This window comes from Nesterenkonia aerolata, from assembly GCF_031470965.1.
In the GTDB taxonomy this organism is placed as follows: domain Bacteria; phylum Actinomycetota; class Actinomycetes; order Actinomycetales; family Micrococcaceae; genus Nesterenkonia; species Nesterenkonia aerolata.
In genome coordinates this window covers 164,268-186,772 of sequence record NZ_JAVKGR010000004.1, presented here as the reverse complement: position 1 = coordinate 186,772, position 22,505 = coordinate 164,268, and the positions used below count along the sequence as shown (strand labels likewise).

Below are 22,505 nucleotides of genomic sequence, written 5' to 3'. Positions count from 1 at the left end.
CTGCTCGACTATGACGACGACGCCCGCCTCCTCCGTGGCTGACTACATCGACACCCACCGCGAGGCCTTCCTCGAAGACCTGCGCACCCTGGTCCACGCTGAGACCCCGAGCACCGATAAACCGCTGCTGGATGCCGGGCTCGACGTCGTGCGCGCGGTGGTGGTGGGCCTGCTGGGCGAGCCCTCGGCTGAGGCCCGGCACGACGGCGGCAGCTACGGTGATGTCCTCGACCTGCGCTGGGAGGGCCGCGACGCCGAGGGCACCATGGTCCCGGCAGCTGATGCAGGTGACGCGGTGCTGGTGGTCTGCCACTATGACACCGTGTGGCCGGCGGGCACGATCGAGACCTGGCCGCTGAGCGTGGACGGAGACTGGCTCACCGGCCCCGGTGTGCTGGATATGAAGTTCGGGATCGTGCAGACCGCTTGGGCAGTGAAGGCCCTGCGGGAGCTGGGCATCGGCCACCCGCCGGTGCGGATGCTGCTCACCGGTGATGAGGAGATCGGCTCGGTGGCCGGGCGTCCGCATATCGAGGCCGCGGCACGGGAGTCGGCGCTGACCCTGGTGACCGAGCCGAGCGCGGCAGGGAATCCGAAGGACCGCCGTAAGGGGATGGTCTTCGCGGACCTGCGGGTCACCGGGCGCCAGGCCCACGCGGGGCTTGAGCCGGAGAAGGGCGCGAGTGCCGTGCACGCGCTGGCTGCGCTGATCAGTGAGGTGGTGGCGCTGGAGTCTGCCGAGCACGGGACGACGGTGACAGTGGGGACCTTCCACGGCGGCACCGGGCGCAATGTGGTCGCCGGTGCGGCGGAAGCACTGGTGGATGTGCGAGTGACGATGCCTGAGGAGCAGGAGCGCGTGGTGGCGGAGCTGCAGGCGCTGCGGCTGCCCGAACCCTACGCCGCAGATGAGCGGTTGACGCTGGAGGTCGACGTCGACGCCAACCGGCCGCCGATGAACCCGGGCCCGGAGACCGCTCCCCTCTTGGAGCGCGTGGTGGAGATCGGCCGTGGACTGGGCCGTGAGCTGCAGCCCACGGCTGTCGGCGGGGCCTCGGATGCGAACTTCGTCTCCGCTCTCGGCCTGCCGGTGCTCGACGGTCTGGGAGCCGTGGGGGAAGGGCCACACGCTGTGCACGAACACATCCTGCTCTCCGGCATCGCGCCGCAGACCGCGCTTCTGGCAGGGATCCTCGCTGATGCGGTGAAGTGAGCCAGGACAGGCTGATGCGGAATGCGCGACACTGAGCTTGCGCCCTGACCTTAGGTGTGCCTTAGTATGAGGAGCACACGGCGGGAAGGACCTCCATGACTCAGGCGCACGACCCCTTCAGCGAGCACGCAGATATCTCATGCCAGAGACGGCGGCTGCTCACCCAGCGGCTGCTGCGCGGGGAGGGGGCTGTGGAGGTCACGGCCTACCGTGCCGGGCAGACGCTATCGTCTGCGGTTCGGGGGATCTCTGGGACGGGGCAGATCGTCGTGGCCTATGTGCCGACTCTGGCTGATTCGCTGAGCGGGTTCCTCATGGATGACGACGTCGAGGTCCGCCTGGACATCACCCAGGATGCGGCGGACCTGCTGCTGCCGCTGCGGACGGCGTCAGTGCACCTGCTGGGGACGTTGCGGTGGTGCCGTGACGCAGCTGAGGCGGCGTCCTTGGATCTTCGTGGCCGTGTGGCGGAGCTGGTGGCCGATGTGGGCCCGCGAGTGCAGGTGGGCGTGGTCGAGACTGACCGTGTGCTGCTGCATGACTGCACCGGCGTGACGGCGTTCTGCCGTCATACGTTGCCGCTGGTGCCGGAATCGGACGAGTCCTCGCACGAGCTCTCCGCACTGGTCGATGCCGTGCAGGCCACCGCGCCCGAGGTCTTGGCGGACCTGGCAGACGCGGTGGAGATGGGCCTACTGCCGGGCACGGTCACGCCCCTGAACTTGGAGACTCCCGCCGGGATGCAGCTGGCTCCGGTACACATCGCCGACGTCGACGAGTGGGGCGTCACCCTGCTGCGCGTCCGCGGCGAGGCCACAGCCTCAGTGCATATCCGACTGGCCGGATGGACACCGGCAGGCGATGCGGGGCCCCGCGAAGCATGGCAGCGGATCGTCACCGCGATGCCGGTGGAGGCCGCGGCGCACCTGTGAACAGGTGCGCACGTCACTGGCATGGAGCCGTGAGCGGGTTCGCGATCAGGCGACGGTGTAGGTGGCGCAGGTGGCGACGTCGGTGACCTCGATGCCCTGCGCTGTGCAGGCGAGGTCGGTGTTGTAGGCGCATTCCAGGCGGTGGCAGGCACCGACGGTGGAGGTCTCCGCGGAGACCGGACGCCGGGCGTCGAGCTGGACGAAGGTCCCGCAGCCAGCGGCACCTTCGGAGCCAGCCATGGTGATGGCCAGTGCGCTGCAGGAGGACTCGTTGTTGAAGGCGCAGGCGGTGGCGGCGCAGGAGCGGACGGCGGTCGACATGATGCTGGTCCCTTCAGATCTGCGCAGCGGCGGGGATCGCTGCTGCATCTTCGACGATACCTAGATCTCAGAAACCCGCAAGAATGGCGAACCTTAGCTGATATCAATGTTGCAAAAAGCGGTTTCCGTCATGCGGTCGTGACCTAACTCGACGTCACCCGCGGCCCGAGCCGACGGCGCCGGCATTCTCTACCTCAGGGAGTCTTCTCCCCCCAGATCCCAGAAGAGTCCCGCCATCATGCCCATCGCTTCGCGGCTCAGGGAGGCCAACTGATGCTCGTTCGGCGCATGCTGGGCGCACCCCGGATAGGAATGCGGCACCCACAGGGTGGGCAAGCCAAGCACATCTGCGAAGGCGCGGTTCGGAAGGCTGCCTCCGAGGTTGGGCAGGAGCGCGAGCTCCTTCCCTGTCGTCTTCTCCAGAGAGTCCGTCGCCCACTCGACCCACGGATTATCAGGGTCGAGACGCGTCGCCGACATCCGCGCCACCTCGGTCACCTCCACCGAGTCGAGGCCGGCCGCCACCAGGTGCTCGCGCACGCGGTCGCAGATTCGTTCCTCGTCGGTCCCCACTACGAAGCGCAGCTGGAGCGTGGCCACTGCCTTTCCCGGAATCGCACCGACGGAGTTTCCCGGATCACCGGTGAGGAAATCGACCACTTCGAGTGTGTTCCACGCGAAGAGCCGCTCGGCCGGAGATAACTCCGGCTCGCCCCACCCTGCGGAGAGGGGAGGATCAGAGGGTCCTGTGGCGATATCCAGCGCCGCCACCGCGTCACGGACGCTCTGTGGAATCGCCGGAGGCAACAGCCCCTCAACCTGGATACGACCTCTGCCGTCGACGAGGCTGCTGATCGCAGCAGCCAGCACGGTCCCGGCGTTGGCGAGGACCCCACCCCAGTTTCCAGAGTGATAGGAGGTCTCACGGAGATCGGCCTCCAGGCGCAGCATGCTCATTCCTCGCGCACCGAGGAACAGCGTCGGGCTCTCCGCCAGAGACCGGGGTCCGTCGGATCCGATGAAGACATCGGCGGAGAGTTCTTCCGCGTACTCCGCACAGATCGCCTCCAGCCCGGGAGATCCGACCTCCTCACCAGACTCGAGAAGGAGCTTCAGCGTGTAACCCAGACGCCCCTGCCTCTGTTCGAGAACCTGCGCCAACACGGCAAGATTGACGCTGTGCTGACCTTTGTTGTCAGCGGTCCCACGTCCGTACCACCGGTCACCATCAACTGTGAGGTCCCAGGGCGACAGACCCTCATCCCACTGCCCCTCCTGTGGAGGCTGGACGTCGGCGTGACCGTAGGTGAGCACGGTCAGCTCGGACTCCGGCTCCTCCCGCACAGCAAAGAGGAACGGATGTCCGGGCGAGGTCGGATTCTCCTGAACCCTGACCGAAAAGCCCATCCGGTCCAGAACCGGGCGGATCTCTTCCTCGAAGTATCGACGAGTGTGGGCTTCGCCCCAAGGCTCAGCACTCACCGTCATATAGGCCACACGGCGCCTGACATCTGCCAGCAGCGCTCCGGAGTCGGCATACTCATGGGCCTGGGTGATCGCGTCCTGTCGGGTCACTGAACTCTCCTTCTTCAGGGGTGTCTGAGGGACTTATCTGGTGGGCTGCCGACGAGCCGGTCAGGATCACGGTCCCATACCGAATATGCGGGCCTCGGAGATGGGGGCTGTATCACTCAAGATGAAAGTCAATGCCGGGTCCGATCGGGATGCCGAAAGCATAGAACGCCAGGAAGAGGCCGGTCTGAACAAGGAAGACACCGATCGCATACGGCACAGTGTTCGACAGGATGTGCCCCAGTTTGGCCTCCCTGTCCCATTCCCTCATGAACCCGAGGATGACCACCATGTAGGGCATCAGCGGGGTGATCATCGACGTCGAACCGTCCCCGATCCGATAGGCCATCTGCACTGCGGCCGGGTGGAACCCCACCTGCATGAGCATCGGGACGAAGATCGGCGCGAGGATCGCCCAGAGCCCCGAACCGCTGGTGATCAGCAGCGTCAGGAGCGCCGAGACCACGATCACTCCCAGCAGCACGCCGAAACCCGTGGCATCCATGGCGAGCAGCAGGTCCGCGCCGTTGACAGAGATCCACAGCCCGATGTTGGTCCATGTGAAATAGGCGCTGAACTGAGCGATGAAGAAGATCACGACGATGAAGAACCGCATGCTGCCGATGGCGTCCGCGAACTTCTCGACCACATCCCGTCCGCCGGAGAGCACCTTGGCGGTGACGCCGTAGACCAACCCGACGAGGGCGAAGTAGATGAACAGGAGCGGAACCACCCCGGAGAGCAGCGGTGAGGTCGTCACATCCCCGCCCTCTCCACGTACCGGAGAGCCAGGGACCAGCGCCGCGGCGATCACCGCACCGATGTAGACGATAGTGAACAGACCCGCTGCGCTCAGACCGCGCTTCTCCGAGGTGGTCAGCGGTTCCGCCGAAACCGTGTGCTCGCCCTCGTAGAGGCCAAGACGAGGTTCAATGACGAAGCGGGTGATGGTACCGCCCACCAGCGTGCAGCCGATCATCGAGGCGATCATGAAGTAGTAGTTGTCCACTGCGGTGACCTCGGGGCCACCCTCTCCGAGGATGCGCGCCGCCTCGGTGGAGATACCGGCGAGCATCGGCTCGTTGGCGGTGATGAGGAAACCGGAGGCATAACCGCTCGAGGACCCGGCGAAGGCCGAGATGATCCCCACCAGCGGATGACGCCCCAGAGTCCGGTAGACCATCGCGGCTAACGGCGGCACGATGAGGAAGGCCGCGTCAGTGGCAATGACGGCATTGTTCGCGACGAAGAAGACCGCGTACGGCAGCAGCCACGCCGGCGTCCGCAGCATGGTGCCGCGGATGAGCGCCTGCAGCAGACCCGTCTTATCTGCCAGTCCGATCCCCAGCATCATCGTCAGCACCACGCCGACGGGAGCGAAACCGACGAAGTTGTTGACTGTGTCCTCCAGGATGAAGCGCACGCCCTCACCGCTGAGCAGGCTGCGGACCGCGGTGTCCTCACCGGTATCCGGGTGGATGACTGAGGCTCCTGCCAGGGACAGGAGGACGGACAGCACGATCACCAGGCCGATGAGCCAGACGAAGATGATCATCGGCTCGGGGAGCCTGTTACCCAGGCGCTCGAGGATATCCAGGCCTCGCACACGGCGTCGGCTCTGTGCTGTTCTGCGTGTCGACCGTGGTGGCATCGTGCCCTCCGAGTCAGCGGGGGACGACGCTGCCGGAACCACACAGCTCGTCCGGATGCTCCGTCCCGATCTCCCGAGATTTCCTCAGAACCTAGCGCGGCGAGACCCTGGACGGCACTGCTTCGCTATGACCGATGCAGCATGTGAACATTGCTTCTGAGGCAACACTTTAAGAGATGAGCTGAGAGGGAGACCGTGAAGACGCTGCTGCCGACCGACCTCCGTTACTTCCGTGAGACGGCTCTGCGGGGGTCAGTGAACCGCGCCGCCGCAGAACAGCGGGTCGCGCCCTCGGCTGTGAGCCGCCAGATCAGGAAGCTGGAACGCGGCCTCGGCGTCGAACTATTCGTACGGCACGGCAAGGGCGTCGACCTCACCGAAGCCGGACTGCGGCTGCTCACCCATATCCGCCGTGCTGAGATCGAAGAGACCGCACTGCTCCGCGACCTCGCCGACGGCACACAGGCAGATCCTCTGCTCCGCATCGCCTGCTCCAGCGCCTTCTCGACGAGCTTCGTCGCACGGGCCCTGACCCGTGTGCGAGTCAGGGAACCAGATGTCCGGTTCGAGGTGCAGACTGTCAGCAACGAAGAGGCCACACGCCTGGTCAGCGAGGAGCGGGTCGACGTCGCCGCCACCTTCTCCACGCGCCCGCACGAGGGAATCCGCGTGGAACACTCAGTATTCATTCCCACGCGCGTCGTCCTGGCCGTCGGACATGAGCTGGCTGACCGGGAATCGCTCGCACTCGATGATGTCCTGGATTTTCCCTACGGTCTGCTGAGGGGACAGAGCTCACAGCGCGAACTGCTGCGCGCTGCGGCACGCCGCTCGGGCCGGGAACTGCGCCCCGTACTGGAGGCCGACCAGCACGACGCCCTCCTGGAGTTCGCCAGAACCGGTGGTGGCGTTGCTTTTGCGTCCATACTCGCAGTGGACGAGGCGCGCCGCTACGGGCTATCTCTCGTCGAGCTCCGTGACCCGGAGCTGCGCCTGCGCAACGCTCAGCTGCAGACCTCACCGTGGCGCCAACCGGACCGTGTACAGATGGTGTTCGTCGAAGAGATGATCACCGAACTCGGCGCGGCCATAGGTACACCGCAGCCCTGAGCTACTGCGCGGCACCCGGCTCCCACACCACCAGTGCCCGGGTCTGGGTGCGGGTCAGCGAACGGCTGCTCCCCCGGGGACGCCGCCCCGGTGCCACCGGTTCCGCCTCACCGTAGGGCCCCACCGCGAAGAACCGCGGCTTCGTAGAATGCCGCTGCGCCTCACGCAGCTCATCACGCAGCCACTCCACTGTGCCGGCGAGCTCCTCCACCCGGTTCTCCAGCTCGATGATCCGTCGGATCCCCTCCAGCGACACTCCCTCCTGAGAGAGCCGCTGGATCTCGCGCAGCTGCTCCACATCATGCGGGGAATACCGCCGATGACGGCCACCCTGCCGCTTCGGGATCACCAGCCCGATCCTGTCGTACTGGCGCAGTGTCTGCGGGTGCATCTCCGCCAGCTGAGCGGCCACGGAGATCACGAACAACGGCGCATGCCGCTGTCCCGGTTCCCGCAGCCGCGGATCGTCCGGGTCCGGAACTCTGCGCCGCGGAACCATCAGAGCCTCGCCCTCTGCTCCAGCCCAGCACGCGGATCCTGGTCAGCGGTCGCCGCGGCATAGGACTCCACAGCCTCTCGGGCCTCATCGCTGAGCTCCGCGGGCACCTGCACATCGACGACGACGAGCATGTCGCCCTGCTTCGCCTTCCGGTGCACACCCTGCCCCTTTAGGCGCAGAGTCTTACCCGTTGAAGACCCGGCCGGAACCTTGATCCGCTTCTGCTCACCGTGGACAGTGGGCACCGAGACGGTCGCCCCGAGCACGGCCTCGTCGAAGCTCACCGGCAGGTGGACGCGGATGTCGTCGCCGTCGCGCTCGAAGAACGGGTGCGGAGTGACCTTCACGCTGACCATCAGATCTCCGGCGCCGCCGGCACCCTGCTGACCCTTGCCTTTGACGCGGACCTTCTGGCCGTCCCGGATCCCGGCAGGGACCTTCACATCGATGACATGACCGTCCGGTTCGCGCAGACCCACCTGGGTGCCGTTGATGGAACCGGCGAAGGAGATCGTGGTCTCCGCGGTCCGGTCGGCACCCTTCGCCGGCGCGCCGCCGCCGAACCGTCCGCCGAAACCGCCGCCGCCCATGTTCCCGAAGATGTCCTCGAACCCTGCCGGGAAGCCGCCGGCACCACCGGGTGCCCCACGGCCACCGCGCGGCGGGGCACCGCCGGTGTTGAACAGTCCGCCGAAGAGATCCTCGAACCCTGCCGCGCCACCAGCACCACCAGCTGGCGCACCGGAGAACCGAGCCCCGGATCCCATCGCGCGGATGGCATCATACTGTTCACGCTGCTCGGCGTCGGAGAGCACTGTGTAGGCCTCGCCAACATCCTTGAACTTCTGTTCCGCGGCATCATCACCGGGGTTGGTGTCCGGGTGGTAGGTGCGGGCGAGCTTACGGTAAGCCTTCTTGATCTCGGCGGCGTCTGCGTCCTTCGAGACGCCGAGGATGGCGTAGAAGTCCTTATTCAACCAATCCTGTGAGGCCACGGCGCCTCCCTTCCTCCTGCTGAAAAGTCTGACCTGCCGGTCAGCATGTTGAAAAGTCTCTATGATTCCTGCGATGCGGATGCCTGTGATGCGGTTCGGGCCGGCCGACTCCCGACGTCGGGGTCGACCGGCCCGAACCGGCACCGTGTCACCGGTACAAACAGTGTCACCGGTACAACCGAGGAACGAACCTGTCGGTCACTCCGCCGGGCCGGTGGAGACCATGACCTGCGCGGCGCGCAGCACACGGTCGTTCTGCCGGTATCCCGCCCGCAGCACTGCTGCGACGTGATCGGCGGCGATCTCCGGATGCGGCTGCTGGATGATTGCCTCGTGAACGGACGGGTCGAAGGCGGCTCCGACCTCATCGATCACCTCGAGGCCCTGCTCGCCGAGCAGCTTCTCCAGCTTGTTGGCGATCGCCGCGAAGGGACCATCAGTCAGGTCACCGGCCTGCCGGGCAGCGTAGACGTCGTCGAGGACCGGCAGCAGTGCGGTCAGCACCTGGCCGACCGTGCGCTCCCGCTCCACGGAGCGGTCACGCTCCACCCGACGCCGGTAGTTGACGTACTCGGCCTGGACCCGCTGCAGGTCAGCCTGCAGCTCGGCCTCCAGATCCGAGGTGGAACGCTCCTCAGCGACGACGGCGTCGCCGTCGATCACCTCAGCGGTCTCGGCGTCGGCTGCCTCAGCATCTACCACGTCGGCGTCCTCGACCGTGCCCTCCACCTCCTCATCAGTCACACCTTCGAAGACCTCCTCGGCCTGACGCAGCGGGTCCTTGATGGGGTCCTGGGCCCCAGAACCCTCGTCGCCGGAGTGGGACTCGGGATTCCGGTTCTCATCTGCCATCAGGGATTCCTCACTTCTTCTCGTCGTCAGAGTCCTCGTCGACGACCTCGGCGTCCACGATGTCCTCGTCCTCACCGGAGGCCGCGCCCTCAGCACCATCAGCACCCTCGGCGCCTTCCGCCGACTGTGCGTACAGCGCCTCACCCAACTTGGTCTGGGAGGCCTGAAGCTTCTCGAACGCGGCGTTGACCTCGTCGTCGTTGTCCTGACCGTCCAGAGCCTTCTTCAGCTCGTCGACGTCGGCCTGGACCTCATTCTTGACGTCCTCGGGCAGCTTGTCCGCGTTGTCCTTGAGCAGCTTGTCCACCGAGTAGGCGGTGGACTCGGCGGCGTTGCGCTTCTCCGCTGCCTCGCGGCGCTTCTTGTCCTCCTCCGCGTGGGTCTCGGCATCGGCGACCATCCGGTCGATGTCCTCCTGATCCAGCGAGGTGCCGCCGGTGATGGTCATCGACTGCTCAGTGCCGGTGCCCTTGTCCTTCGCAGAGACGTGGACGATGCCGTTGGCGTCGATGTCGAAGGTGACCTCGATCTGCGGCATGCCGCGCGGAGCCGGGGCGATACCGGTCAGCTCGAAGGTGCCCAGGGCCTTGTTGTCCCGAGTGAACTCGCGCTCGCCCTGGAAGACCTGGACCGCCACGGAGGGCTGGTTGTCCTCAGCGGTGGAGAACACCTCGGAACGCTTGGTCGGGATGGCCGTGTTGCGCTCGATCAGCTTGGTCATCACACCGCCCTTGGTCTCAATGCCCAGGGACAGCGGGGTGACGTCGATCAGCAGCACGTCCTTGCGCTCACCGCCGAGCACACCGGCCTGCAGGGCCGCGCCGACGGCGACGACCTCGTCCGGGTTCACGCCCTTGTTGGCCTCCTTGCCGGAGAGGTCCTTGACCAACTCCGCCACAGCGGGCATACGGGTGGAACCACCGACGAGGATGACGTGGTCGATCTCATCGACCTTCACACCGGCCTCACGGATGACGTCCTCGAAGGGCTTCTTGGTCCGCTCGAGCAGGTCCGAGGTGAGGTCCTGGAACTTCGCCCGCGACAGCGTCTCGTTGACGTGGACGGGACCGTTCTCGGTCATCGCGGCGTACTGCAGGTTGATGTCGGTCGAGGTAGCCGAGGAGAGCTCCTTCTTGGCCTGCTCCGCGGCGTCCTTCAGACGCGGCACAGCGATCTTGTCCTTGGAGAGGTCCACACCGTCCTTGGACTTCACCTGCTCGACCAGCCAGTCGATGATGCGCTGGTCCCAGTCGTCGCCGCCGAGACGGTTGTCACCGGCGGTGGCGCGGACCTGGATGGTGGAGAAGCCGTCCTCGTCCTTGCCGACCTCAAGCAGGGAGACGTCGAAGGTGCCGCCGCCGAGGTCGAAGACGAGGATGAGCTCGTCCTCCTTGCCGCGGTCCAGACCGTAGGCCAGGGCGGCCGCCGTCGGCTCGTTGACGATGCGGGAGACCTTCAACCCGGCGATCTCACCTGCCTCCTTGGTGGCCTGGCGCTCGGCGTCGTTGAAGTAGGCGGGCACGGTGATGACGGCCTCGCCGACGTCTTCGCCCAGGTAGGCCTCGGCGTCGTGCTTGAGCTTCATCAGCGTGCGGGCGGAGATCTCCTGCGGGGTGTAGGTCTTGTCCCCGATCTCCTTCTTCCAGTCAGTGCCCATGTGGCGCTTGACCGAGGAGATGGTGCGGTCCGGGTTGTTGACCGCCTGACGGCGGGCGATCTCGCCGACCAGCACATCGCCGTCCTTGTTGAAGGCGACCACCGAGGGGGTGGTGCGCGCGCCCTCGGCGTTGGCGATCACACTCGGCTCGCCGCCCTCCAGGACGGAGACGACCGAGTTGGTGGTGCCGAGGTCGATTCCTACTGCTCGTGCCATGGTCTGTGGCTCCCTTTCTTCGGGTTCTGACGTTTTCGCGCATTGAGCGGACCGTGCTCAAGTCTTCACCTGCGGGTTCTCAGTGTCAATCTGACTTGAGTCGAGTACGCTCAACTTTCACGCTGGGTATAACTGCAGAACACCCGAAGTCATTCCCCACCCCTCTCATCGAGTCCCCGATTCCCGCGGCGTGTCGGGACGAGAACAGCCCAAACTGCTGCAGAAATCGGGGACTCGATCAGGTGCGGGGCGGAGTCAGCAGATCGTGGACGATGCTCCGGTAATACCGGATCCCGACGGGCAGGATGCCGTCGTCGAACTCATAGTCATGGCTGTGCAACGGAACACCGCCCTTCTCCCCGTTCGCTCCGTTGCCGATCAGGGTGAAGTTCGCCGGCACATACCGCGCAAAGACGCCGAAGTCCTCGCTGGCCATGATCGGCGGAGCCGCCGCATCACACCGATCCTCACCCACGGCACGCTCAGCGGCCCGAACAGCTGACGCAGTGGCCTGCGGGTGATTGACCGTCGTCGCGAACTCCCGGGTATAGCTCACCTCCGCCACGGCTCCGTAGGCCTGCGCGGCCTGTTCGGCGACCTCTCGGAGGCGCCTCTCCACCAGCTGGCTGACAGCAGGATCGAAGTTCCGCACATCTCCGGTGATACGCACCGTGCTGGGGACGGCGTTGCGCGCGCCATCGGTAGTGATGTCCGTGCAGGACAGGACAGCGGAGTCGACAGGATCGACGCTGCGGGACACGATGCTCTGAAGTGCCACGATGATATGGGCCCCGACTACAAGAGGATCGACCAGATGATGGGGCGCAGAGGCGTGCCCGCCTCGACCGGTGACAGTGATGGCGAAATTGTCCTCACCGGCCATGATAGGCCCGCTGCGGGTCGCCAGCATCCCTGCCGGCAGGCCCGGCATATTGTGCAGCCCGAAGATCGCCTCCATCGGGAAACGCTCGAAGAGCCCGTCCTCGACCATGGCCTCAGCGCCTCGTCCCGGCTCCTCCGCTGGCTGGAAGACGAAGTGCACAGTCCCATCGAGCTCATCACCGATCAGCTCCGCAGCTGCGCCGAGGACCATCGCCATATGCCCGTCGTGACCGCAGGCGTGCATCCGTCCCTCATGCCGGGAGGCGAAACTCAGCCCTGTCCGCTCGTGGATAGCCAGCCCATCCATGTCTGCGCGCAGCCCGATCACCCGTTCACCCGTCCCCCGCGTCAGGGTGCCGACGACGCCGGTCCCTCCGATCCCGGTGGTGACGTTGAGCCCCAACGAGCGCAGAACCTCAGCCACACACTCAGCAGTGCGATGCTCCTCGAAGGCGGTCTCGGCGAGCTGGTGGAGCTGATGGCGCCAAGACAACGCCGTTCCCGTCTGGGCCATCAGTTGTTCCCCTTGGGGTTCGCCGCCGTGCTCTCCGTACTCAGCAGCACGACCACAGACTCCCGGCCGAGGTCGAGGCCACGCCGGAGTTCGGCATCGCCGCAGATCCTGCGCAGCCCGGCCAGCGTCGCCGCACCGCAGGGGCCGGAGTCGACACCCAGGTCTCGGAGCTCGCCGACCGCTGCACGAGCTTGATCGTCGGAGACGGTCAGCGAGACGTCGACGCCGTCGCGCAGCGTCGGCCAGGCGATCCCGGAGACCGTGCCGCAGTTCATCCCCATCATGATCGTCTCTCCCGTATCCACTGACACCGGGGTGCCGGCGTGCAGCGCCCTGGTCACCGACGGCGCTGCCTCGGGCTCCACCACCGCCAGCGCAGGAGTATGGGCCGTGGAGCGGTAGTGGTGCACGACGGCATGTGCCAGCGAGCCGACACCGGCCGGCATGATCACCAGATCCGGACCGGGGTCACCCGATACCTCCAAGCTCTCGTCGATCTCCTGCACCAGCGTGGAGTAGCCGTCGACGATCCGCTGCGGCACCTCCTCATAGCCCTCCCATGAGGTGTCCTGGATGAGGAGTGCGTCGTCGTCGGCTTGCGCGGCGGCATGGGCGACGAGGTCGTCGTAGGACAGCTCCAGCTCGATCAGCTCCGCGCCCTCAGCGACGATGGCCTCCCTCGCCGCCTCGGCCACTCCCGGTGGTACGAAGATCGTGGCTGCGAGCCCGAGCAGACGGGCCATATGTGCGACGGCCCGGCCATGGTTGCCGTCGGTGGCCGCCACAAGCGACAGGCCCTCGGTGTCCGCCAGACGGTCACGCAGCACCTGAAGAGGCAGGACATCGTCCTCGCCGAGTCGCCGGGACAGCGCCCAGGCCACCGCGTAGGAGGCACCGAGAATCTTGAAGGCCGGCAGCCCGAGGCGCGAGGACTCGTCCTTGATCAGCACCGCACCGACTCCGAGCTCCTCAGCCAGAGCGGGCAGCGAGGTGAGCGGTGTCGGGGCGTACCCGGGCATGGAGCGGTGGAAGTCGATCGGCGAGTCCGCCAGCGGGTCAGTCCGCCAGGTACGAGCGGCCGGATGAGTGTAGGGCGAAGTGCTCTGGGCGTTCATGTGAGCATCCTCTACGACGCCGTCACCCACGGCAAGCGTTCCCCACCCCATCGAGTCCCCGATTCCCGCGGCGTGTCGAGACGAAAACAGCCCAAACTGCTGCAGAAGTCGGGGACTCGATGGACGGTGGGGCGCACCCTGTGGAGAACGAAACGCTCATCAGCCCGATCTCCGGTGAAATGTCCTCATGTCCGCCGCAGAGCCTCCCCCGAATCCTCGTCACAACCAGCACAGAACCAAACGTCCGGACCCGCTAGCGGACAGGCGCCGTCGCGCCCCAAGCTCACCGCCGGCGCACCTGGGACGCCGACATCATCTGCTCGCTGCGGGCTTCGACGATGACGAGATCCGTCACGGGATCCGCAACACCACGATCACGCGTCTCGGGCGTGGGCTCTATTCACCCGGCGCCCCGGACGATCCGATCCGTGAGATGCTGCGATCGATCACCGGCGACGGCATCCACGTCGCCTCGCACCACACCGCAGCGGCACTGCATGGATTCACGCTGCCGTGGGCTCGGTCGCTGCCGATGCAGATTCGCGACGACCCGGGCGCTACAGGTGTACACGACACACATCTCACACCGAGCACTCCCCTGCACGTGACCCGGATCGACGGGTCCAAGCCCATGATCCGCAGCGGACTCGTCATCGGGCATCAGGTCAGGATTCCGGAGGAACACGTCGTCGAACGTGACGGCATCCTGCTGACCAGTCCGGCGTGGACGCTCTCTGACCTGGCTCACCGGCGTAGCGTCCTCGAGCTGCTGATACTTGCCGACCAGCTGGTACGGCACCCGTGCGTGGAGTTCGGGGACTTCGGATCCCACGGCGACGGTACGGCACTGACGAACCCCACCGAGCTGCGCGAGGTCGCGGGGATGCGGGACGGCGTCCGGGGTGTCCGTGCTCTGCGCGAGGCGGCGGCTCTGACGCGGGTGGGCGCCGATTCGCCGCGGGAGACTGAGCTGCGTTATCGGATGCACCGGGTGGGGCTTCCTGAGTTCGCTGTCAACTCGCCGATCTTCGCTCCCGACGGCCGGTATCTGCACACTCCCGATCTGAACAACGAGACGTTCCGGGTGGCGGTCGAATACGACGGGCGCGGTCACGCAGATCCCCGTCAAGCCGAACGGGATGTCACCCGGGCCGAACGGGCTGCCGGCGGAGGCTGGCTGGAGGTCCGGATCACTGATCGTCATACCCACCCGCACTGGGCACCAGCGCTGGACAAGATCTCCGAGGCCTTAGGTTCCCGCGGCTGGCGGGGCTGATCTTGTCACCGCATACATCGAGTCCCCGATTCCCGCGGCGTGTCGAAGCGAAAACGGTCCGACACGCTGCAGAAGTCGGGGACTCGATGACAGGAGGTGCTCAACTCAGTCCATGCCGATGCCGATGAGCTTCACCTCGAGGAACTCATCGATGCCACTCGGCCCGCCCTCGCGGCCCAGACCGGACTCCTTGACCCCGCCGAACGGCGCGGCCGGGTTCGACACCACGCCCTGGTTCAGCCCCACCATTCCGGACTCCAGAGCCTCCGAGACCCGCAGCCCGCGGCGAAGCGACTCGGTGTAGACGTAGTTGACCAGGCCGTACTCGGTGGAGTTCACCTTCTCGATGACCTCTTCCTCGGTGTCGAACACGCTCACCGGGGCCACCGGACCGAAGATCTCCTCAGTCCACATCTTCGCGCCCTCAGGGATGTCAGTCAGCACTGTGGGGTTGTAGAAGTAGCCCTCACCCTCAGGCTTCGCCCCGCCGGTCAGCACCTTCGCACCACCGGAGACGGCGTCATCGACCAGCTCGGCGACCTTGTTCTGCTGAGCCTCATCGATCATCGGACCGACCGTGACGCCGTCGTCGACGCCGCGGCCCACACGCAGCTCACCCATCCGGCCGGCCAGCTTCTTGGAGAACTCCTCGACGACGTCGCGGTGCACGAAGATCCGGTTCGCCGAGGTGCACGCCTCACCCGAGTTGCGCATCTTCGCCTGCATCGCCCCCTCGACGGCCTTGTCGATGTCGGCGTCGTCGAAGACCACGAAACCGGCGTTGCCGCCGAGCTCCATCGAGGTACGCAGCACCCGCTCAGCCGACTGCTCCAACAGCCGCCGGCCTACGCCGGTGGACCCGGTGAAGGAGAGCTTCCGCGCGATCCCGGACCGAATGAGCGGCTCCATCACCTTGCCCGAGGTCGAAGTCACCAGGATGTTCACCACACCGGCCGGGACCCCCGCCTCGTGCAGGATCTCGGCGAGCTTCAGCATCGTCAGCGGCGTCTGCGCCGCCGGCTTGAGCACGGAGGTGCAGCCCGCCGCCAGCGCCGGGCCCAGCTTGCGCGTGCCCATCGCCAGCGGGAAGTTCCACGGGGTGATGAACAGGCACGGGCCCACGGCCTGGCGGGTCACCAGGAACCGTGCGCCGCCGGTCGGCGAGACCTGATAGCCGCCGTCGATACGAGTCGCCTCTTCGGCGAAATGACGGAAGAACTCCGCGGCGTAGGCCACTTCGCCCTTCGCCTCAGCCAGTGGCTTCCCCATCTCCAGCGTCATCACCAAGCCCAGCTCATCAGCGCGCTCGTGCATCAGCCGAAACGCCGCCATCAGGATGTCCGAGCGCTTGCGCGGAGGCATCGCCGCGAAATCAGCCTGGGCCTTCTCCGCAGCGCGCATCGCCGCCCAGCCATCGTCCACGCTGGCATCGGCCACCTGGCACAGCACCTGCCCGGTGGAGGGGTCCACGACGTCGAGCGTGGCACCACCCTGGGCATCCACCCACTGCCCGTCGATGTAAAGCCGCTTGGGCGTCGCGGCGATCGCCTGCGCCTCCTGCTGGGCGGTGATGCTCTGAGCCTCTGCCATGTGGTCCTCCTGATCGCCAGACGCGCAGCGTCTCGCCGTCGTCCCATTCCGTGGTACACAGGGCACCGCACGCCCGTTCGGCACACGACGGCTGACATGCCCTGCATCTGTGAGTAGCCTAGGTCACAGGGCGGGCAGCAACAACGCACACACCCTCGTATGCCCAAGTGTGACGGGCCGAGGTATGGCACGCTGAGACCGCCTCCCACCATCCGTTCACGAAGGAGCTGCCATGACGAACCTCTCCCCCATCCTGAAGCAGGCCACCGGTGTGGTCGCCGAGCGCGGCGAGGGCGTCTGGCTCTATGACGAGTCCGGTGGCAAGATCCTCGACTTCACCGCCGGCATCGGCGTGACCTCCACCGGCCACTGCCACCCCAAGGTGGTCGCCGCCGCCCAGGAACAGGTGGGCAAGCTCATCCACGGGCAGTACACCACCATCATGCATAAGCCCCTGCAGCAGCTCACCGAGCGTCTCGGCGAGGTACTGCCCGAGCACCTGGGGTCGGTGTTCTTCGCGAACTCCGGTTCCGAGGCCGCCGAGGCCGCACTGCGCTTGGCCCGTCAGGCCACCGGCCGGCCGAACATCGTCGTCTTCCAGGGCGGCTTCCACGGCCGCACCATGGGCGCGGCATCACTCACCACCTCCGGCACGAAGGTCCGTGCCGGGTTCTCCCCGCTGATGGGCGGCGTCGTCGTCGCACCGTACCCGAACGCGGCCTACTACGGCTGGTCCGAGGAGGAGACCACCGACTTCGCGCTGCGTGAGCTGGACACCATCCTGGCCACCCAGTCTGCACCGAATGACACAGCGGCGTTTCTGATCGAGCCGGTGCTCGGTGAGGGCGGCTATGTGCCGAACAACACCCGGTTCCTGCAGGGCCTGCAGGAGCGCGCGGATAAGCACGGGATCGTGCTGATCATCGACGAGGTCCAGACCGGGTGGGGGCGCACCGGCGAGTTCTGGGGCAAGGACCACTTCGGCGTCGAGGGCGACATCATGATGACGGCGAAGGGCCTGGCCTCGGGCTTCCCGCTGTCCGGCATCGCCGCGCGCCCCGAGCTGATGGACAAGGCATGGCCGGGCTCCCAGGGCGGAACTTACGGTGCGAACGCAGTCGCCTGCGCGGCATCCCTGGCCACCCTGGAAGTCATCCAGGAGGAGGGACTGGTGGCGAACTCGGCCGCCCGCGGCGCGCAGCTGAAGGCCGGCCTGGAAGCCGCCGCCGCGAAGCACCCGCAGATCACTGACGTGCGCGGGCTCGGGCTCATGCTGGCCAACGAGTTCCGCGACGCCGAGGGCAACTACGACGGAGCCACCGCAGCTGCCGTGCAGCAGGAGGCCGCGCGCCGTGGTCTGGTGCTGCTGACCTGTGGCCCGTGGGGCCAGTGCGTGCGGTTCATCCCCGCGCTGGTGGTGAACGAATCCGAGGTGGACCAGGCGCTGGGCATCTGGAACGAGACGCTCGACGCCGTGCTGAGCTGAAATCTCCCCTTACCGTCTTGCTCCCCGTCAGAGTCTCTGACGGGGAGCAAGACATATCAGGGGATTCTCAGCTGCCCTGCCGCAGCATCTCGTCGATGATGGCCGAGGCCACGTCACGGCCCTGTCCGTAGGCGGGGTACTGGTTGATGGAGAGGTTCGCCGAGGGGTTCAGCTCAATCACGTGCGCGCCGTCGGTGGTGCTCAGATCAGGCACGAACAGATCCACCCCGGCGGTCCCCAGCCCCGGGACCGTATGCGCTGCACGGACGGCGACGTCGAGCAGCTCCGGGGCGATCGCTTCAGTAACGTCCACGCTCAGCCCACCCTGGGAGATGTTCGCCGTGCCGTTGAGGAACACCACCTCACCCTGCCCCGGGACGCTGGAGAGGTCATACCCGCCGCGGGCCAGGTGCCGTTGGTCGACGTGGGGATCCCGCGCCCCCAGGTAGGCGTTCACCCGCCGGGTCTGCGTGTACTCCTCCGCCAAGTCGGCGAGGGACCGTGCCCCATCGCCGATGATGTGGGCGGGGATGCGTACCGCCGCAGCCACGGCTTTCGCCCCGACGACGAACACTCGCACGTCGATCCCGGAGACCTGCTCTTCGACGACGATCTCTCCATCCTTCGACGCCGCCTGCGCCCGTTTCCACGCCCCGGCGACCTCCTCGCCCGCGCTGATCCCGGTCGTGATCCCGCGTCCGGCGTTGCCGTCAGAGGGTTTGAGCACGAACCGCCGCCCGGGATGCGCCTGAAGCGTCGCCTCGATGTATCTCCTCGCACGGACCGCCCCGTCGGCGTCGAAGGCCGCGCCCGCGGGCACCGGCATACCGGCGGACTCGAGGATCTCCCGGGTGGCGCGCTTAGAGCGGGTCAGCCGAGAGGCGCTGTAGGCAATCAGCGAGCTGACCAGTCCGGTGGTCGCGCCCACGCAGATGCCGTCGTCGAAGAACACCATCGTGTTGGCGTATTCGGAGAGGGTGAGCCCGCGGCGCCGGGCCGTCGCCTTCAACGTCCCACGATGCCCCGGCCACTGAGGCAGCGCGTTGAACTGCAGAGAACGATGGGCAATGTGTTCGGCGACGAAACGGGAGTTGGCATCAAGTTCTGCAGACGTCACAACTCCAGACTACCGAGGTGCGGTAGGCCGCGCTCACCACACCTTATCGGTGAGCTGCGGATACTTCGGCGACATACCGTCGCCCGAGGAAGCACCGGTCAGACGGCGCCTGACCCAGGGGTAGAAGTGGTCACGGCCCCAAGTCAGATGGTCTTTGGTGCGGTCGTAGAGGGAGACCGCAGGCATCGCGTCGAGCTCCGGATCATCGATCTCATCAGTCTCGCCGAGGACCCGCAGCACCTCCTTGGCCATGAGCGTGTGCCCGGCGATCCCCAGGTGAAGACGATCGACATCCCAGTACGCCCAGTCCTGCATGCGCTTCATGTTCCAGAAGTCGACGATCTCGCAGCCCAGGTCCTCCGCGACCTTGCGCACATGCTCGTTATAGATGGCCGTGCGGCCGCGGGTCATGTTGAACACGGGCGCCTTCGCCGAGTCGAAGCCGGTGAACAGCAGAATCCGCGCCTCCGTCTCCTCACGCAGCTTCTGAACCGCCGCCCGGTAACGGGACATGAGCCGTTCCAGGTCCACTGTCGGGCGGATGATGTCGTTGCCGCCGGCGTAGAGGGTGAGCAGGGTGGGCTTCAGATCGATGGCGGCGTGGAGCTGCTCATCGATGACCTGCTCAAGCTTCTTGCCGCGGATCGCCAGGTTCGCGTAGCCCCAGGAGGAATCGTTGCTGATCAGCTGGGCCGCCACCCGGTCCGCCCAACCACGCACGTCGTTGGGGCTGGAGGGGTCGATGTCGCCGACCCCTTCAGTGAAAGAGTCCCCCATGGCGACGAACCGCCGGGCGAACTTGCGCGTGAGCTCCTCGGACGACGACATCGGCGCTCTCCTCCTGTCAGGTGGATCCGGTCCAGCCCTCAGGGTATCCCGCCGGGGTGTGCCACGTCAGGCTGAGGTTCATCGGTGCAGTGGGTTCGCCCCCGGCACTTCCTCTCCGGCGCGCACCGGGCCGGGCGCCGTCGCCCCGGCGGCGAACGGTGAGCCGCCGAGCCGCTCGCGGCCGTGCTCACTGAGCCAGGACTGCAACTCCGGGCCCTTCGGCACCACCTGGGTGGGGTTCACATCCTCGTGCACCTCGTAGTAGTGACGCTTGATCTGGTCGAAGTCCACCGTGTCACCGAAGCCGGGGGTCTGGAACAGATCTCGGGCATAACCCCACAGGTTCGGCATCTCGGTCAGCTTCTGCCGGTTGCATTTGAAGTGGCCGTGGTAGACGGGGTCGAAGCGCACCAGCGTGGTGAACAGGCGGATATCAGCTTCAGTGATGTGGTCTCCCATCAGATACCGCCGCTCGGCCAACCGCTGCTCCAGCTGGTCCAGTGCAGCCCAGAGACGGTCGTAGGCGTCGTCGTAGGCCTGCTGACCTCCGGCGAAGCCGGCCCGGTAGACCCCGTTGTTGACCTCGGTGAAGATCAGCCGGATCAGCGGCAGCATCTCGTCGAGCTGGTCCTGCGGGATGAGGTCCGGGGCGCCGTCACGGTGGTGATCCCGCCACTGGGTGGAGAAGTCGAAGGTCAGCTGCGGGTAGTTGTTGGTGACCACGCCGCCGGAGGGCACGTCCACCAGGGCGGGCACGGTGATCCCGCGCGGGTAGTCCGGGAAGCGGGCGAAGTAGTTCTCCTGGAGACGTTCGGTGCCGAGCACGGGGTCGCGTCCGTCCTCGGTGAGGTCGAAGGTCCAGGAGCGGACGTCGTGCACCGGCCCGGGAGTGGCCAGGGAGATAGCGTCCTCCAGGCCGAGCAGCCGGCGGATGATGATCGAGCGGTGCGCCCAGGGGCAGGCGCGGGCGGCGACGAGCCGATAGCGGCCGGGCTCGACCGGCCAGGCCTCTGCGCCCTCGGTGAGGCCCTGCATGCGCGGGTCGCCGATCTTCGAGGGCTCTTCGGTCGGGGCGGCTCGGACGGCGTCGACGTCGGCGACCACCCGGTCCTCGATGTAGTTGGTGTCCCGAGTGAACTCCCCGCCGGTGACGTAGGCGCCCTTGGTGGAATGCTGTTCGCTGCTCATGCACCCAGCCTACGGACCCCCGGATCGAGAATCACTGGGTTTGTGAGTTCTCCCGCTGTATGTACCCAGGGATTTCTCACAAAGCCAGGGATTCTCGATACCGGGCATAGGGTGGAGGGTATGCGGACGACTCAGTGGGCGCGCAGCATCCTGTGCGACAACCCCTCCCCCATGACGCTGGAGGGCACACTGACCTATGTGCTGGGCGGGCCCGACGACGACGTCCTCCTCGTGGACCCGGGCCCCGACGGGCACCCGGAGCACCTGGAGGCCGTGGCCGCAGAGATCGGCGAGCGCCGCGTGGACCAGATCCTGGTCACCCACCGGCACCGTGACCACACCGGCGCGGCGGCCGCATTCGCCGAGCACTTCGGCGCCCCGGTGCGCGGGTTCTCCGCCGCACAGTGCCGCCCCGGACCCGACGGCGCCGCCGTCAGCCCACTCACGGACGGTGAGATCCTCGACGTCGGCGGCCGGCCCGTCGAAGTGCTCCACACCCCCGGGCACACCTCCGACTCAATCTGCCTGTGGATCGCACCCGAACCCCCAGCCACCGGACCTGACACAGACGCCGACACCGGGCCAGACACCGGGCCAGACACCGGGCCAGACACCGGCGCCATGCTCACCGGCGACACCATCCTCGGCCGCGGCACCACGATGCTCGACTTCCCCGACGGCACACTCACCGACTACTTACACAGCCTCCACCGGCTCAGCACCTTCGGCGCCGCCGCCGTCCTGCCGGCCCACGGCCCGCGGCTGGAGAGTCTGGGCGAAGTCGTCGCCTACTACCTCAGACACCGCGAGGAGCGGCTGGACCAGGTCCGCGCGCTGCTGGACACCCACGGCACCGAGCTCAGCGACGAGGAACTCGCCCAGCTGATCTACGGTGACAGCATCCCCGCCGGCTCCGCCGTGACAGCCAAGATCGTCGGCGCGCAGGTCGATCATCTGCGCCGCCTGGGCGAGCTGGGCCAGCAGCCGTCAGACAGCCCTGACCTTCACAGCACCGACCCTCAGAACGGCCGCTCCACATAGGGGTGCTCGAACCAGCGGATCTCCTCGATCCGCACACCCTCCGCCTGCAGCTGATCCACCAGCTCCGCGCTGGCCGAGCCCAGCCGATCGAAGGCATGCGGCACCGCCTGCCCCACCGGCCCCGCCGCCAAGAACTGCACGGAGAGCACCCTCCTCCCCCGCCGATCCGCCACACGCCGACGCACCACGGCCAGCTGCCCGTCAGACTCGCCGACCATCGGACGGCCCTCCACATCTGCCCGGAACGGGTCCATGAACCCGGTGAGGTCGTCGAGGACCTGCTCCGCCGCATCCAGATCCGGCGCCTCGATCTGCGCCTCAAGCACCGCCCACTGCTGCGCACTCAACGCCGCCGGACCCCATTCCACCCGCTTATGCCACCGCATATATCCTCCATTCACTCGAGAGGCCGCACACGCGCACCACACTCGTCCGCCCACCAGTCGCGCC

At 66.8% G+C, this 22,505-nt stretch carries 20 protein-coding genes; 6 read left to right on the top strand and 14 right to left on the bottom strand.

Translation table 11 applies throughout. The features are described 5' to 3' along the window. Positions 1 to 10 precede the first annotated feature (10 nt). Positions 11 to 1,213 carry a M20 family metallopeptidase gene (locus RIL96_RS05870; RefSeq protein WP_310548081.1) on the top strand — a complete coding sequence of 401 codons (1,203 nt, stop codon included), beginning with the start codon at positions 11 to 13 and terminating at the stop codon, positions 1,211 to 1,213. Between the two features lie 95 nt (positions 1,214 to 1,308). Next, entirely contained in the window at positions 1,309 to 2,145 is an 837-nt protein-coding gene (locus RIL96_RS05865) for a hypothetical protein (protein ID WP_310548080.1), read from the top strand. Between the two features lie 45 nt (positions 2,146 to 2,190). On the opposite strand, the gene RIL96_RS05860 is transcribed toward RIL96_RS05865, so the two are convergent. The 3 genes from RIL96_RS05860 to RIL96_RS05850 all read right to left on the bottom strand — a co-directional run bounded on the left by RIL96_RS05860 (position 2,191) and on the right by RIL96_RS05850 (position 5,689). Then, entirely contained in the window at positions 2,191 to 2,466 is a 276-nt protein-coding gene (locus RIL96_RS05860) for a DUF1540 domain-containing protein (RefSeq protein WP_310548079.1), read from the bottom strand. Positions 2,467 to 2,655: 189 nt separating this feature from the next. After that, positions 2,656 to 4,041 carry a M20 family metallopeptidase gene (locus RIL96_RS05855; RefSeq protein ID WP_310548078.1) on the bottom strand — a complete coding sequence of 462 codons (1,386 nt, stop codon included), beginning with the start codon at positions 4,039 to 4,041 and terminating at the stop codon, positions 2,656 to 2,658. 112 nt (positions 4,042 to 4,153) lie between these two features. Continuing rightward, complete coding sequence (locus tag RIL96_RS05850) at positions 4,154 to 5,689, bottom strand: AbgT family transporter (RefSeq protein WP_310548077.1); 1,536 nt, start codon at positions 5,687 to 5,689, stop codon at positions 4,154 to 4,156. 195 nt (positions 5,690 to 5,884) lie between these two features. Between RIL96_RS05850 and RIL96_RS05845 the strand changes: the two genes are divergently transcribed. Beyond that, positions 5,885 to 6,799, top strand: a complete 915-nt coding sequence (locus RIL96_RS05845; RefSeq protein WP_310548076.1) for a LysR family transcriptional regulator — start codon at positions 5,885 to 5,887, stop codon at positions 6,797 to 6,799. Position 6,800: 1 nt separating this feature from the next. On the opposite strand, the gene RIL96_RS05840 is transcribed toward RIL96_RS05845, so the two are convergent. From RIL96_RS05840 to RIL96_RS05815, 6 genes are all read right to left on the bottom strand, one after another. Further along, positions 6,801 to 7,298, bottom strand: a complete 498-nt coding sequence (locus RIL96_RS05840) for a heat shock protein transcriptional repressor HspR (RefSeq protein ID WP_310548075.1) — start codon at positions 7,296 to 7,298, stop codon at positions 6,801 to 6,803. Then, complete coding sequence (locus RIL96_RS05835; RefSeq protein WP_310548074.1) at positions 7,298 to 8,293, bottom strand: DnaJ C-terminal domain-containing protein; 996 nt, start codon at positions 8,291 to 8,293, stop codon at positions 7,298 to 7,300. Before RIL96_RS05835 ends, RIL96_RS05840 begins: the two co-directional genes overlap by 1 nt. 198 nt (positions 8,294 to 8,491) lie before the next feature. Further along, a complete protein-coding gene (locus tag RIL96_RS05830) occupies positions 8,492 to 9,145 on the bottom strand; it encodes a nucleotide exchange factor GrpE (protein WP_310548073.1) in 654 nt (217 codons plus the stop codon). 10 nt (positions 9,146 to 9,155) lie between these two features. After that, a complete protein-coding gene (gene dnaK, locus RIL96_RS05825) occupies positions 9,156 to 11,018 on the bottom strand; it encodes a molecular chaperone DnaK (RefSeq protein WP_310548072.1) in 1,863 nt (620 codons plus the stop codon). Positions 11,019 to 11,256: 238 nt separating this feature from the next. Further along, positions 11,257 to 12,414 (bottom strand): amidohydrolase, encoded by a 1,158-nt coding sequence (locus RIL96_RS05820; protein WP_310548071.1) that lies wholly within the window; start codon positions 12,412 to 12,414, stop codon positions 11,257 to 11,259. Then, positions 12,414 to 13,529, bottom strand: coding sequence for a diaminopropionate ammonia-lyase (locus RIL96_RS05815; protein ID WP_310548070.1), 1,116 nt, complete (start codon positions 13,527 to 13,529; stop codon positions 12,414 to 12,416). The genes RIL96_RS05820 and RIL96_RS05815 overlap by 1 nt, the downstream gene beginning before the upstream one ends. A gap of 187 nt (positions 13,530 to 13,716) precedes the next feature. On the opposite strand from RIL96_RS05815, the gene RIL96_RS05810 reads away from it, so the two are divergent. Beyond that, positions 13,717 to 14,805, top strand: coding sequence for a putative endonuclease domain-containing protein (locus RIL96_RS05810; protein ID WP_310548069.1), 1,089 nt, complete (start codon positions 13,717 to 13,719; stop codon positions 14,803 to 14,805). Positions 14,806 to 14,910: 105 nt separating this feature from the next. Here RIL96_RS05810 and RIL96_RS05805 read toward each other — a convergent pair whose 3' ends face one another. Beyond that, entirely contained in the window at positions 14,911 to 16,395 is a 1,485-nt protein-coding gene (locus RIL96_RS05805; protein WP_310548068.1) for an NAD-dependent succinate-semialdehyde dehydrogenase, read from the bottom strand. A 232-nt stretch (positions 16,396 to 16,627) separates the two neighbouring features. Between RIL96_RS05805 and RIL96_RS05800 the strand changes: the two genes are divergently transcribed. Continuing rightward, positions 16,628 to 17,881, top strand: a complete 1,254-nt coding sequence (locus tag RIL96_RS05800) for an aspartate aminotransferase family protein (RefSeq protein WP_310548067.1) — start codon at positions 16,628 to 16,630, stop codon at positions 17,879 to 17,881. Positions 17,882 to 17,948: 67 nt separating this feature from the next. Here RIL96_RS05800 and RIL96_RS05795 read toward each other — a convergent pair whose 3' ends face one another. The 3 genes from RIL96_RS05795 to RIL96_RS05785 form a co-directional block, all read right to left on the bottom strand. Continuing rightward, on the bottom strand, positions 17,949 to 18,998 hold the full coding sequence (locus RIL96_RS05795) for an ATP-grasp domain-containing protein (RefSeq protein WP_310548066.1): 1,050 nt from the start codon (positions 18,996 to 18,998) through the stop codon (positions 17,949 to 17,951). Between the two features lie 33 nt (positions 18,999 to 19,031). Further along, the gene (locus RIL96_RS05790; RefSeq protein ID WP_310548065.1) at positions 19,032 to 19,826 is read right to left on the bottom strand and encodes an SGNH/GDSL hydrolase family protein; all 795 of its coding nucleotides are present in this window, start codon (positions 19,824 to 19,826) and stop codon (positions 19,032 to 19,034) included. Between the two features lie 78 nt (positions 19,827 to 19,904). Beyond that, the gene (locus tag RIL96_RS05785; protein ID WP_310548064.1) at positions 19,905 to 21,014 is read right to left on the bottom strand and encodes a glutathione S-transferase family protein; all 1,110 of its coding nucleotides are present in this window, start codon (positions 21,012 to 21,014) and stop codon (positions 19,905 to 19,907) included. Between the two features lie 120 nt (positions 21,015 to 21,134). Between RIL96_RS05785 and RIL96_RS05780 the strand changes: the two genes are divergently transcribed. Next, positions 21,135 to 22,055 (top strand): MBL fold metallo-hydrolase, encoded by a 921-nt coding sequence (locus RIL96_RS05780; protein ID WP_310548063.1) that lies wholly within the window; start codon positions 21,135 to 21,137, stop codon positions 22,053 to 22,055. Here the strand turns inward: RIL96_RS05780 and RIL96_RS05775 are convergent. After that, positions 22,034 to 22,441 carry a hypothetical protein gene (locus RIL96_RS05775; protein ID WP_310548062.1) on the bottom strand — a complete coding sequence of 136 codons (408 nt, stop codon included), beginning with the start codon at positions 22,439 to 22,441 and terminating at the stop codon, positions 22,034 to 22,036. The two genes, RIL96_RS05780 and RIL96_RS05775, sit on opposite strands and share 22 nt — an antisense overlap. Positions 22,442 to 22,505: the final 64 nt, after the last annotated feature.

Coding starts and splice junctions, on each gene's coding strand:
- RIL96_RS05870 (WP_310548081.1), top strand. CDS start 11: ATGACGACGACGCCCGCCTCCTCCGTGGCTGACTACATCGACACCCAC.
- RIL96_RS05865 (WP_310548080.1), top strand. CDS start 1,309: ATGACTCAGGCGCACGACCCCTTCAGCGAGCACGCAGATATCTCATGC.
- RIL96_RS05860 (WP_310548079.1), bottom strand. CDS start 2,466: ATGTCGACCGCCGTCCGCTCCTGCGCCGCCACCGCCTGCGCCTTCAAC.
- RIL96_RS05850 (WP_310548077.1), bottom strand. CDS start 5,689: ATGCCACCACGGTCGACACGCAGAACAGCACAGAGCCGACGCCGTGTG.
- RIL96_RS05840 (WP_310548075.1), bottom strand. CDS start 7,298: ATGGTTCCGCGGCGCAGAGTTCCGGACCCGGACGATCCGCGGCTGCGG.
- RIL96_RS05830 (WP_310548073.1), bottom strand. CDS start 9,145: ATGGCAGATGAGAACCGGAATCCCGAGTCCCACTCCGGCGACGAGGGT.
- dnaK (WP_310548072.1), bottom strand. CDS start 11,018: ATGGCACGAGCAGTAGGAATCGACCTCGGCACCACCAACTCGGTCGTC.
- RIL96_RS05820 (WP_310548071.1), bottom strand. CDS start 12,414: ATGGCCCAGACGGGAACGGCGTTGTCTTGGCGCCATCAGCTCCACCAG.
- RIL96_RS05815 (WP_310548070.1), bottom strand. CDS start 13,529: ATGAACGCCCAGAGCACTTCGCCCTACACTCATCCGGCCGCTCGTACC.
- RIL96_RS05810 (WP_310548069.1), top strand. CDS start 13,717: ATGTCCGCCGCAGAGCCTCCCCCGAATCCTCGTCACAACCAGCACAGA.
- RIL96_RS05805 (WP_310548068.1), bottom strand. CDS start 16,395: ATGGCAGAGGCTCAGAGCATCACCGCCCAGCAGGAGGCGCAGGCGATC.
- RIL96_RS05800 (WP_310548067.1), top strand. CDS start 16,628: ATGACGAACCTCTCCCCCATCCTGAAGCAGGCCACCGGTGTGGTCGCC.
- RIL96_RS05790 (WP_310548065.1), bottom strand. CDS start 19,826: ATGTCGTCGTCCGAGGAGCTCACGCGCAAGTTCGCCCGGCGGTTCGTC.
- RIL96_RS05785 (WP_310548064.1), bottom strand. CDS start 21,014: ATGAGCAGCGAACAGCATTCCACCAAGGGCGCCTACGTCACCGGCGGG.
- RIL96_RS05780 (WP_310548063.1), top strand. CDS start 21,135: ATGCGGACGACTCAGTGGGCGCGCAGCATCCTGTGCGACAACCCCTCC.
- RIL96_RS05775 (WP_310548062.1), bottom strand. CDS start 22,441: ATGCGGTGGCATAAGCGGGTGGAATGGGGTCCGGCGGCGTTGAGTGCG.